Consider the following 10,668-nt stretch of genomic DNA (forward strand, 5'->3'; position numbering starts at 1 on the left):
GTAGAGCCGAGCCATGCTCGGCTGGGGCATTACCGGTAGAGCCTCTGCCGAGCATGGCTCGGCACTACAGATCAGCCGCCCTTGGCGAATTTCTGCAGTGCGTCGCCTTGTAGTCGATACACCGTCCATTCGTCCTGCGCTACTGCGCCGGCGGCCTTGTAGAAGTCGATGGCCGGCGTGTTCCAGTCCAGCACCGACCATTCGAAACGACCGCAGCCCTGCTCCACCGCCAGCCTGGCGATGTGCTGCAGCAAGGCCTTGCCGGCGCCGCTGCCACGCGCTTCCGGGCTGACGTACAGGTCTTCCAGGTAGATGCCGTTGCGGCCCAACCAGGTCGAGTAGTTATAGAAGAAAACCGCATAACCAATGGCCTGGCCACCGCGTTCGCAGATCAAAGCCTGCGCTTTTGCATCAGCAGAAAACAGGCTGGCACGAATGCCGGCCTCGTCGGTCTGCACCGAGGATTCGGCTTTCTCGTAGATGGCAAGCTCGCGGATGAAGTGCAGGATCAGGCCTGCGTCATCGGCGATTGCCGGACGGATCTGCACGTCAGCCGCGCTCATCACTCAGCCTCGCGCTGCGGCGACATTGCCGCGCATTTTGCTGATCATCTCGGCGTAGTCGGGCGCATTGAAAATGGCCGAACCGGCAACGAAGGCGTCGGCACCGGCAGCAGCGATCTCACCGATGTTGTCGGCCTTTACGCCACCGTCCACTTCCAGCAGCACCGGCTTGCCGAGCTTGTCGATCATCGCCCGCACCGCGCGCAGCTTGTCCAGGGTCGACGGGATGAAGGCTTGGCCACCGAAGCCCGGGTTGACCGACATCAGCAGCACCAGGTCCAGGTCTTCCAGCACCCAGTCCAGCACTTCGATCGGCGTTGCCGGGTTCAGCACCAGGCCGGCCTTGCAGCCGTGCGACTTGATCAGCTGGATGGTGCGGTGGACGTGGCGGCTGGCTTCCGGGTGGAAGCTGATGATGCTGGCGCCAGCCTCGGCAAAGTCCGGCACGATGCGGTCGACCGGCTCAACCATCAGGTGCACGTCGATCGGCGCGGTAACACCGTGCTTGCGCAGCGCCTGGCAGACCATCGGGCCGATGGTCAGGTTGGGCACGTAGTGGTTGTCCATCACGTCGAAATGGACCCAATCGGCGCCAGCGGCCAACACGTTGTCGACCTCCTCGCCGAGCTTGGCGAAATTGGCCGAGAGAATGGACGGGGCGATGATGCAATTGGACATGACGGAGCCTTTCAGCGCTTGCGCAGGGTTTTGATGCGGTCGTAGGCGGCGTTGATCTGCCGGGCCTTCTTCTCGGCCTGGGCGCGCAGCTCGGGGGCGGCGCCGGCCACTTTGTCGGGGTGGTACTGGGACATCAGGCGGCGGTAGGCCAGGTCGATCTCGGCGTCGGTGGCGTCGCGGGTGACCCCCAGTTCACGGTACGGCAGGTCCTTGCCCAGCTTGAACCAGTCGCTGTCGAAGGCGTGCCCCAGCAACAGGCCGATTATCCCGCCAAACAAGGGGTTGGGCCTGAAAAGCAGGGCCCCGGCGATGAAGCCGAACAGTTTTCCGTACCAGCGCATGGGTGGGTGAATGGCCTGTGGACAATCAAGACGTGCATTTTATGCCACAGCGGCCCGATCCGGCCGTACACTAGGCCGCCCGCCGACCAGCCGCGGGCCCTGCGGGTCCTCCAGACCCGGGTCCTCCAAGCCGGCGGCATTCATTGCCAAGTCCCAGGAGTGCCCGTGCCGACCACGCTGTTGCAATCCGATCTTCCCGGCCTGCCCTTGCGCCATCGCGGCAAGGTGCGTGATGTGTTTGATATCCCGCGCGAACGTCTGCCGGCCGGAACCCCTCCGGGCGAGTACCTGTTGATGGTCGCCACCGATCGCCTGTCGGCGTTCGACGTGGTGCTGCCCGACCCGATCCCCGGCAAGGGCGAGATGCTCTGCCAGGTGTCCAACTTCTGGTTCGCCAAGACCGCGCACCTGATGCCCAACCACCTGACCGGCATCGACGTGGCCAGCGTGCTGCCCGAAGGCGTGGACCCGGCGCTGTACGCCAAGCGCGCGGTGGTGACCAAGAAGCTCAAGCCGGTACCCGTCGAGGCCATCGCCCGCGGCTACGTGATCGGCAGCGGCTGGAAGGACTACCAGCGCACCGGCAAGATCAGCGGCATCGCCCTGCCCGACGGCCTGCAGCAGGCCGAAAAGCTTCCCGAAGCCATCTTCACCCCGTCGACCAAGGCGGCGGTAGGCGACCACGACGAGAACATCGACTTCGACGCGATGGTCAAGGCCGTTGGCGCCGACATGGCCGAGAAGGTGCGCGATGCCACCCTGCGCATCTACCAGTTCGCCGCCGAATACGCAGCCGAGCGCGGCATCCTGCTGGCTGATACCAAGTTCGAGTTCGGTACCGATGCCGATGGCCGTCTGTACATCATGGACGAGATGCTGACCCCGGATTCCTCCCGTTACTGGCCGGCCGACGAGTACCAGGTGGGCATCAGCCCGCCCAGCTACGACAAGCAGTTCGTGCGCGACTACCTGGAAACGCTGGACTGGGGCAAGACCGCGCCGGGCCCGGCCCTGCCGGCCGAGGTGATCGAGCGTACCCGCGCCAAGTACGCCGAAGCACTGGACAAGCTGGCCGGCATCAGCGTCGACTGATCCTGCTGTGCCCGTCACGGATGCGCACGCTCACCGTGCGCATCCGTAGGGAAGCCGCGCTATGCTCTGCCAGTCAACCCGGGAGGGAGTTGGAATGAGTATTGCGCGTCCTGTGGATCGTTACTTCGCCAGCTACTCTGGCGATCACGTCAACCACACCAATCAGGCCATCCACGTCGTCGCCGTGCCGGCGATCCTGTGGTCGGTGATTGCCATGCTGTGGTGCATCCCGCCACTGCTGCCGTGGTTCCAGCATGGCATCTGGGCGGCGTTCGCCATGTTCGGCACCTGGGCCTATTACAACCGCCTGTCGCGCCCGCTGGGCATCGGCATGCTGATCATCTTCTTCGTGTTCGGCTGCATCTGCCGGCTGCTGGAAGACCGGCTCGGCATCCAGACGTTGCTCTACCTTGCCATCGGCGTGTTCGTGGTGGCGTGGATCGCGCAGTTCATCGGCCACAAGATCGAGGGACGCCGGCCAAGCTTCCTCACCGACCTGACCTACCTGCTGATCGGCCCGATCTGGGTGCTGTCCAAGCTGTTCCGGCAGTTCGGCTGGCGCTACTGAGTACCTGCGGGCCACATCCGGACAGGACAGGCCCGCGACCACCCAGCTCGGCTCAGCTTTCCGCCAGACCGCCCCCGTTGTCATCGCGGGCGCCTAAAAACATATCGCTCCGCACCGCGAAGGCACGCGGCGCATAGCCAAAATCACGCCGTGCCGGGGTGATATCGAACGCAAGCGGGTCGCGCATGCGCTCCAGCACTGCCTCGTTCATGCCCAGCAAGCGCCCTTTTCCGTGTGCCTTGCGCAACGCCCATAGAAACAATGGCGTGGGCACCCGCAACAACAGTGGGCGCGGGCGCAAGGTGGCCAACACCCGTCGCACCATCAGGTTGTAGGGCAGCACTTCACCGCCTCCCAGAGCATAGGCCTGTGCATGGCTGCTGGCTGCTGGCAACACCTGCAATACGGCCTTGGCCAGATCCTCGACATGCACTGGCTGACGCAGGCCCTTGGCACAGGTCGGCAGCACCAGGACACGGGTGCGCAGCGCGATGCGTGCGATCGAGGTGAGGGTCTTGTCGCGGGCGGCTCCGTAAATCAGGGTCGGTCGCAGCACCGTGGCTGCAACCCCGCGCTCGCTGGCAGTCATGAACAACAGTTGCTCGGCCTCCTGCAGACGGCGCGCGACATCACGCTCCGCGGGTTCGGCCGAATCCTGCTTGACCTCCGCACTGGTTGAACTGAAGGCCACCACCCGAGGGCTGCGGACGTTGGAACCGGCATACCAGCGTGCGAAGTTGTCCAGGGGCCCACAGCTGAGCACCGCGTCGAATGCCTGCCCATCACTCCAGAACCCGTAGAGATCGGCCTGCACCCAACGAACCCCAGGGGTATCGCTGCGCGCCTGGCGGGACACCGCTGTCACTTCCCAACCTGCCGCCAACAATTGCGCCAACAAGGGTTCGCCAATCTGGCCACTGCCACCAAACAGCAGTGCCCTGCGCTGGCCCGCCTTGTTACGAATCTCGTTCTCCATCCGCACAAGGATAGGCCAAGCACGCCTGATTCCGCAGCCGCCACCGGAATTGAGGGCTGTTTGTGGGAGCGCCGTCAGCTGTGAAGCTGACATTGCTCAAACCCTTGGCATCCTTGCGATCCGATGATCTGCCAGCTTCGCGGTTGACGCGGCTCCCGCAAACTGACGCACCTGGCATCCGTGCCATCTAAAAACCCGTCGGCTTCGCGGCTTACGCCGCTCCCGCCAACGGCCGGCCGGTTGCAGCACATCGGACAAAGCCTCGGAAGCGTCGCTGCGATGCGATGCATTGACGTTTTCCGGCCGCAGCCATTGGCAGCATTGGCCCTGGTGACCCAACCCGAACGGATCATTCAGAAAAAGTCGCGGATCGAAAAAATCGCCTGTTAGACTGCAAAACCCCTTTCTGAACCGCGCCCCTACATGACGCCAGTCCTGTTGCTACTGCTTGCGCTGCCTTTTCTGCTGGCAGCGGCCATCGCTCTCAATGGCCGTTTGTCGCGCAGTGCAGCCGCATGGACAGCAGCAGCGGCACCGGTTCTAGGCCTGGCCCTGCTCGGCAGCGCCACCCCGGCCGTGCTCGATGGCGAGATCGTCCGCAACAGCTGGCAATGGCTGCCGCAGATCGGCCTGGACTTCAGCCTGCGCCTGGATGGCCTGGCCTGGATGTTCACAGGGCTGGTACTGGGTATCGGCGCGCTGGTGGTGCTGTATGCGCACTACTACCTGTCGGCGCAGGACAGCGCGCGGCGTTTCTACAGCTACCTGCTGCTGTTCATGGGCGCGATGCTGGGCATGGTGCTGGCCGGCAACCTGCTGCTGTTGATGGTGTTCTGGGAGCTGACCAGCATCAGTTCATTCCTGTTGATCGGCTTCTGGTCACATCGCAAGGACGCCCGCGAGGGCGCGCGCATGGCCTTGATCGTCACCGGCGGCGGCGGTCTGGCGCTGCTGGCCGGCGTGCTGTTGATCGGCCGCATCGTCGGCAGTTTCGACCTGGACGTGGTGCTGGCCTCGGGCGACGTGATCCGCAGCAGCGCCTTGTACCCGTGGGCACTGCTGCTGGTGCTGGCCGGCATCTTCACCAAGAGCGCGCAGTTCCCGTTCCAGTTCTGGCTGCCGCATGCGATGGCAGCACCGACGCCGGTCTCGGCCTACCTGCACTCGGCGACCATGGTGAAGGCCGGTGTATTCCTGCTGGCTCGCCTGCACCCCGCATTGGCCGGCACCGAACTGTTCTTCTACGTGGTCAGCGGCATCGGTGCGCTCACCCTGCTGATCGGCGCCTGGAATGCAATCTTCCAGCACGACCTCAAGGGCCTGCTGGCCTATTCGACGATCTCGCACCTGGGCTTGATCACCCTGCTGTTCGGCCTGTCCACGCCGATGGCGGTGGTGGCCGGCGTGTTCCACATCCTCAACCACGCCACCTTCAAGGCCTCGCTGTTCATGGCCGCCGGCATCATCGACCACGAGACAGGTACCCGCGACATGCGCCGCCTCGGCGGCCTGCGCAGGCTGATGCCGATCACCAGCGCACTGGCCATCGTCGCCTCGCTGGCGATGGCCGGTATCCCGCTGCTCAACGGCTTCCTGTCCAAGGAAATGCTGTTCGCCGAGGCACTGGCAACGCAGGGCCCGGACTGGATGCGCTCGGCAATGAGTGCCGCCGCCCTGCTGGCCGGCATCCTTGGCGTGGCCTACAGCCTGCGTTTCGTCCACGACACCTTCTTCGGCAAGGGCCCGGTCGACATCGAGGTGGTGCCGCATGAGCCGCCGCGCTGGATGAAGGTGCCGGTGGAAGTGCTGGTGGTGATCTGCCTGGCCGTCGGCATCGCCCCGGCGCTGACCATCGCGCCGGTGCTGCAGACCGCAGCGGCGTCGATCCTTGGCACGTCAATGCCGGAGTACAGCCTGTCGGTCTGGCACGGCTTCAACCTGCCGTTGGCGATGAGCGCGATTGGCGTGGTCGGCGGTGTGACGCTGTACTTCGGCCTGCGCCGCTTCACCGACCTGTATGCCGCGCGCAACCGCCCCACCGGCAAGCACCTGTTCCATCGCGGTCTGGATGTGCTGTTCGGCTTCGCTCATCGCGTCACCACCGTGCTGGCCAATGGCAGCCTGCAGCGCATGCTGTTCGCGCTGGTGCTGGTGGCGGTGATCGTCGCTGCAGCGCCTTACATCGCCAATCCGGTGATGCCGGTGTGGCCGGCCCCGCAGTCCATGCCCTTGCTGGGCTGGACACTGTGGCTGGTGATGCTGGCCTGCGCGTTCGCCGGGCTGTTCCTGTACCAGCAGCGTCTGCTGGCGGTGATCGTGATGGGCGGCACCGGCCTGATGGTGGCGCTGACCTTCGTGTTCCTGTCGGCACCCGACCTGGCCCTGACCCAGCTGATGGTGGAGATGGTGACGCTGGTGCTGATGCTGCTGGGCAGGAACTACCTGCCCGCACAGTCGCCGCCGGAGCACTCGCGCTGGCGCAAGCGCCGCGATGCGGTGCTTGCCATCCTTGCCGGCGGCGGCATCGCCGCGCTGGCCTATTCGCTGATGACGCTGCCGCCCAACACCATGTCCGGTGAAATGCTGCTGCGTTCACTGCCCGAGGCCTATGGCCACAACGTGGTCAACGTGATCCTGGTCGACTTCCGCGGCTTCGATACCTTCGGCGAGATCACCGTGTTCGGCATCGCCGCGCTGGTGGTGCACGCGATGCTGCGGCGCACGCGGATGGCGCCGGAGCAGATCATGCCGGGCCCACCGATCAAGCTGCCGGTGCCTGCCGATCTGGCCCAGATCATGTTCCCGCTGACGCTCACGGTGTCGATCTTCCTGTTCCTGCGCGGCCACAACGCGCCTGGTGGCGGCTTCGTCGCCGGCCTGGTGCTGGCGGTGCCGTTGCTGATCCAGTACGTGATCCAGGGCACCGAGTCGGTGGAGTCGCGCTTCGGCTTCGACTACATCCGCTGCATCGGCCTGGGCCTGTTGATCGCCCTGCTCAGCGGCGTGGCCTCGATGCTGTTCGGCGTACCGTTCCTGACCAGTGGCCACCTCGACCTGGAGCTGCCGCTGATCGGCACCGTGCCGCTGGCCAGTGCGATTGGCTTTGACACCGGCGTCTACCTGGTGGTGTTTGGCGGGGTGATGCTGATCCTGTCGATGATGGGCACCATCAAGCCCTCGCGCACCCGCAATGCCCGCAACGGCGAAATCGATATCCACCGCCGTTCGGCACGCACCGGGGAGATGCACTGATGGAACTGGCACTGGCAAGCGCCATCGGCGTACTGGCCGGCATCGGCGTGTACCTGTTGCTGCGTGCTCGCAGCTTCGATGTGATCCTGGGCATGACCTTCCTGTCCTATGCCACCAACCTGCTGATCTTCAGCGCGGGGCGGCCGGTCACCGGCAAGGCGCCGGTGCTCAAGGACGGCGTGGCCACCAGCCTGGTGCACTACACCGACCCGCTGCCGCAGGCGCTGGTGCTGACGGCCATCGTGATCGCCTTCGCGATGACCGCGGTCAGCATCGTGCTGGCGATGCGCAGCCGCAGCGACAACCACAGCGACCACGTCGACGCACATGAACCCGAATTGCCGGCTGAGCAAGCGGCCAAGCCGGAGGCTGGCGCATGAATCACCTGGTGATCCTGCCGATCCTGATTCCACTGCTGGGCGCTGCGCTGTCGCTGTTCATCGAACACCGCCGTTATGGCCCCAAGGTGCAACGCACGGTGGCCTGGGCCAGCATGGCCGCGCTGGCAGCGGCGGTGGCATTACTGTTCGCACAGACCAGCCAGGGCCAGATCTCGGCCTACCTTCTGGGTGACTGGCCGGCACGGCTTGGCATCGCGCTGGTGGCTGATGGCCTGGCCGGCTGGATGCTGCTCACCACCCTGTTGCTGGCCATCGCCTGCCTGCTGTACGCCTGCACCGGTTGGGACCGGCGCGCGCCGCATTTCCACGCGCTGTTCCAGTTCCAACTGGTCGGCCTCAACGGCGCCTTCCTGACTGGCGATATCTTCAATCTGTTCGTGTTCTTCGAGGTGATGCTGATCGCCTCCTACGGCCTGTTGCTGTCCGGCGGACGTGGCCTGCGCATGCGCATCGGCCTGCATTACGTGGTGTTCAACGTCACCGCCTCGACCCTGTTCCTGATCGCGCTGGGCATGCTCTACGCCACCCTGGGTTCCTTGAACCTGGCCGAGATCAGCCAGCGCATCGTCGAGTTGCCACCCTCGCACCTGAAGCTGGCCAAGGCCGCCCTGGGCTTGCTGCTGCTGGTGTTCTGCTCCAAGGCCGCGCTGCTGCCGATGTACCTGTGGCTACCGGAGTCGTATGCACGTGCGCCGGCCGCGGTCGCCGCGCTGTTCGTGATCATGACCAAGGTCGGCCTGTACTCGGTGCTGCGCGTGACCTCGCTGTGGTTCGATGCCGACGCCGGCGCGCTGAGTGGTTACGGCAGCGATTGGCTGTTGTGGGCCGGCATCGCGACCCTGGTGGTTGGTGCACTGGGCGCGCTGGCGGCCACGCGCATGAGCGTGTTGGTGGCTTACCTGGTGGTGGTGTCTGCGGCGACCTTGTTCATCGCCTTCGCGCTGGGCAGCACCGGCACCATCTCCGCTGGCCTGTATTACCTGCCGCACAGCACCTTCGCCGCCGCTGCGCTGTTCCTGATCGCCGACCTGATGCGGCGCCGGCGCCAGCAGGCCGACCGCCGCCGCGAGCATGAGCTCACCGTACTGCCGGGCAAGACCGTGCCGGGCCTGTTGTTCCTGGTCGGTGCGGTGGCCGTTGCCGGCCTGCCGCCGTTGGCCGGTTTCCTGGCCAAGGCCGCGCTGCTCTCGGCCGTTCCGGAAGCGCATACCGCCGTGGTCTGGAGCGCCGTGCTGGGCAGCAGCCTGCTGGTGATCATGGGCCTGGCCCGCACCGGCATCCGCCTGTTCTGGCATGTCCCCGGTGACGATGACAATGCTCCCCCGCCAGAACCGGATGAAGCCCCGGCACGTCCGTTCGAAACCGCCGCCACCTGCCTGCTGCTCGGCTATGTGGTGCTGATGACGGTGTTCGCCGGGCCGCTGATGCGGCAGACCGATGCCATCGCCACGCAGCTGCTGGCGCCGGATCAGTACCTGCAAGACGTACGCGGCACCACGCCGCAGGTGAGGCAGCCATGAGCGAACGTCGCCCCCTGCTGCGCCGGGTATTCCCGTCGCCCGCCCTGTCGATCACCGTGGTCGCCTTCTGGCTGTTGATGTCCGACAGCTTCGACCTTGGCCAGTTGCTGCTGGGCATGCTGCTTGGAACCGTGATCCCGCTGTTCGCCGCGCGCCTGGACCGCGAGTTCGCCCGCCTCGGCAGCTTGCGGCCGGTACCCAAGCTGTTGGCCGTGGTGTTGTGGGACATCCTGGTCTCCAACCTGCGCGTGGCCGCGCAGGTGCTGGGGCCCGAGCACAAGCTCAAGCCCGGCTTCATCTGGGTACCACTGGATATCGCCAACATCCACGGCATCGCCGCACTGACCAGTTTCATCACCCTGACCCCGGGCACGGTGTCGGCGGCGTTGTCCGAGGACCGCCGCCACCTGCTGGTGCATGTGCTGCACCTTGAGGATGCCAACGCCCTGATCAACGAGATCAAGAGCCGCTACGAAGCGCCGCTGATGGAGATCTTCCCGTGAACGGTTACCAGATATTCGAAACCACCCTGATCGTGTGCATGCACGTGGTCGGCATCGCCATGCTGTTGGGCTTGTGGCGGCTGCTGCGCGGACCGACCGTGCCGGACCGCATCCTGGCGCTGGACACCTTGTCGGTCACCGCCATCGCCGAGCTGATGTTGTTCGGCATGTACCTGGACTCGGCCATCTACTTCGAGGCCGCACTGATCATCGCCATGCTCGGCTTCTGCAGCACCGTGGTGCTGAGCAAGTTCGTGCTGCGCAGGGATATCGTCGAATGATCACCTTCCTGCAGATCGCGCTGTCGGCGGTGCTGGCCTTCGGCTGCTTCTTCATCCTGGTCGGCGCACTCGGCCTGGTGCGCTTCTCCGACTTCTTCAAACGCCTGCACGCACCGACCAAGGCCAGCACGCTGGGCGTGGGCTGCGTCTTGGTGTGCTCGGTGGCGTACCACATCTTCCTCGGCCAGGACCCGCAGCCACGCGAGCTGCTGATCACCGTCTTCCTGTTCATCACCGCACCGATCAGCGCCCACCTGATGGCCAAGGCCGCACTGTCGCTGATGATGGAAAGCCGGCCGGAACCGCCAAAAGAGTAATACCGAGCAGAAGCTCCACCGGTAGTGCCGAGCCGTGCTCGGCATGGGGCCTGCCCGGTAACACCCTGTAGTGCCGAGCCATGCTCGGCATGAGGCCTTCCCGGTAACACCCTGTAGTGCCGAGCCATGCTCGGCTGGAGCCTTACCGGGAAAGCCCCTGCCGAGCATGGCTCGGC

The 10,668-nt window shown here is 65.2% G+C and carries 11 protein-coding genes and 1 pseudogene; 8 read left to right on the forward strand and 4 right to left on the reverse strand.

Annotated elements, in window-relative coordinates; genetic code table 11:
• Positions 1-71: 71 nt before the first annotated feature.
• The 3 genes from QMX78_RS17265 to QMX78_RS17275 are packed head-to-tail and all read right to left on the reverse strand — an operon-like array spanning position 72 to position 1,582.
• Complete coding sequence (locus tag QMX78_RS17265; protein ID WP_282271827.1) at positions 72-563, reverse strand: GNAT family N-acetyltransferase; 492 nt, start codon at positions 561-563, stop codon at positions 72-74.
• 3 nt (positions 564-566) lie between these two features.
• Positions 567-1,241 carry a ribulose-phosphate 3-epimerase gene (rpe, locus tag QMX78_RS17270; protein ID WP_282271829.1) on the reverse strand — a complete coding sequence of 225 codons (675 nt, stop codon included), beginning with the start codon at positions 1,239-1,241 and terminating at the stop codon, positions 567-569.
• Between the two features lie 11 nt (positions 1,242-1,252).
• Positions 1,253-1,582, reverse strand: coding sequence for a DnaJ domain-containing protein (locus QMX78_RS17275; RefSeq protein ID WP_282271831.1), 330 nt, complete (start codon positions 1,580-1,582; stop codon positions 1,253-1,255).
• Between the two features lie 165 nt (positions 1,583-1,747).
• Between QMX78_RS17275 and QMX78_RS17280 the strand changes: the two genes are divergently transcribed.
• Together QMX78_RS17280 and QMX78_RS17285 are read left to right on the forward strand one after the other, a co-directional pair.
• Positions 1,748-2,674: a phosphoribosylaminoimidazolesuccinocarboxamide synthase gene (locus QMX78_RS17280; RefSeq protein ID WP_282271832.1), complete on the forward strand. Its 927-nt coding sequence runs from the start codon at positions 1,748-1,750 to the stop codon at positions 2,672-2,674.
• Positions 2,675-2,768: 94 nt separating this feature from the next.
• Positions 2,769-3,242 (forward strand): Mpo1-like protein, encoded by a 474-nt coding sequence (locus QMX78_RS17285; RefSeq protein ID WP_282271834.1) that lies wholly within the window; start codon positions 2,769-2,771, stop codon positions 3,240-3,242.
• Positions 3,243-3,294: 52 nt separating this feature from the next.
• Here the strand turns inward: QMX78_RS17285 and QMX78_RS17290 are convergent, their stop codons facing one another.
• Positions 3,295-4,218: an NAD-dependent epimerase/dehydratase family protein gene (locus QMX78_RS17290; protein ID WP_282271836.1), complete on the reverse strand. Its 924-nt coding sequence runs from the start codon at positions 4,216-4,218 to the stop codon at positions 3,295-3,297.
• Positions 4,219-4,641: 423 nt separating this feature from the next.
• Between QMX78_RS17290 and QMX78_RS17295 the strand changes: the two genes are divergently transcribed.
• From QMX78_RS17295 to QMX78_RS17320, 6 genes and pseudogenes are all read left to right on the forward strand, one after another.
• Complete coding sequence (locus QMX78_RS17295) at positions 4,642-7,470, forward strand: monovalent cation/H+ antiporter subunit A (RefSeq protein ID WP_282271839.1); 2,829 nt, start codon at positions 4,642-4,644, stop codon at positions 7,468-7,470.
• Positions 7,470-7,850 (forward strand): Na+/H+ antiporter subunit C, encoded by a 381-nt coding sequence (locus tag QMX78_RS17300; protein WP_282271841.1) that lies wholly within the window; start codon positions 7,470-7,472, stop codon positions 7,848-7,850. The genes QMX78_RS17295 and QMX78_RS17300 overlap by 1 nt, the downstream gene beginning before the upstream one ends.
• Positions 7,847-9,391, forward strand: a complete 1,545-nt coding sequence (locus tag QMX78_RS17305) for a monovalent cation/H+ antiporter subunit D (protein WP_282271843.1) — start codon at positions 7,847-7,849, stop codon at positions 9,389-9,391. Before QMX78_RS17300 ends, QMX78_RS17305 begins: the two co-directional genes overlap by 4 nt.
• The gene (locus QMX78_RS17310; protein WP_282271845.1) at positions 9,388-9,894 is read left to right on the forward strand and encodes a Na+/H+ antiporter subunit E; all 507 of its coding nucleotides are present in this window, start codon (positions 9,388-9,390) and stop codon (positions 9,892-9,894) included. The genes QMX78_RS17305 and QMX78_RS17310 overlap by 4 nt, the downstream gene beginning before the upstream one ends.
• A gap of 38 nt (positions 9,895-9,932) precedes the next feature.
• A complete protein-coding gene (locus QMX78_RS17315) occupies positions 9,933-10,175 on the forward strand; it encodes a K+/H+ antiporter subunit F (protein ID WP_231732514.1) in 243 nt (80 codons plus the stop codon).
• Positions 10,172-10,474: pseudogene (locus QMX78_RS17320) on the forward strand (Na+/H+ antiporter subunit G); the annotation flags it as partial. The gene QMX78_RS17315 and the pseudogene QMX78_RS17320, both read left to right, overlap by 4 nt.
• Positions 10,475-10,668: the final 194 nt, after the last annotated feature.

The organism is Stenotrophomonas sp. PS02298 (assembly GCF_029959445.1).
Classification (GTDB): domain Bacteria; phylum Pseudomonadota; class Gammaproteobacteria; order Xanthomonadales; family Xanthomonadaceae; genus Stenotrophomonas.

Coding starts and splice junctions, on each gene's coding strand:
- QMX78_RS17265 (WP_282271827.1), bottom strand. CDS start 563: ATGAGCGCGGCTGACGTGCAGATCCGTCCGGCAATCGCCGATGACGCA.
- rpe (WP_282271829.1), bottom strand. CDS start 1,241: ATGTCCAATTGCATCATCGCCCCGTCCATTCTCTCGGCCAATTTCGCC.
- QMX78_RS17275 (WP_282271831.1), bottom strand. CDS start 1,582: ATGCGCTGGTACGGAAAACTGTTCGGCTTCATCGCCGGGGCCCTGCTT.
- QMX78_RS17285 (WP_282271834.1), top strand. CDS start 2,769: ATGAGTATTGCGCGTCCTGTGGATCGTTACTTCGCCAGCTACTCTGGC.
- QMX78_RS17290 (WP_282271836.1), bottom strand. CDS start 4,218: ATGGAGAACGAGATTCGTAACAAGGCGGGCCAGCGCAGGGCACTGCTG.
- QMX78_RS17295 (WP_282271839.1), top strand. CDS start 4,642: ATGACGCCAGTCCTGTTGCTACTGCTTGCGCTGCCTTTTCTGCTGGCA.
- QMX78_RS17300 (WP_282271841.1), top strand. CDS start 7,470: ATGGAACTGGCACTGGCAAGCGCCATCGGCGTACTGGCCGGCATCGGC.
- QMX78_RS17305 (WP_282271843.1), top strand. CDS start 7,847: ATGAATCACCTGGTGATCCTGCCGATCCTGATTCCACTGCTGGGCGCT.
- QMX78_RS17310 (WP_282271845.1), top strand. CDS start 9,388: ATGAGCGAACGTCGCCCCCTGCTGCGCCGGGTATTCCCGTCGCCCGCC.
- QMX78_RS17315 (WP_231732514.1), top strand. CDS start 9,933: ATGCACGTGGTCGGCATCGCCATGCTGTTGGGCTTGTGGCGGCTGCTG.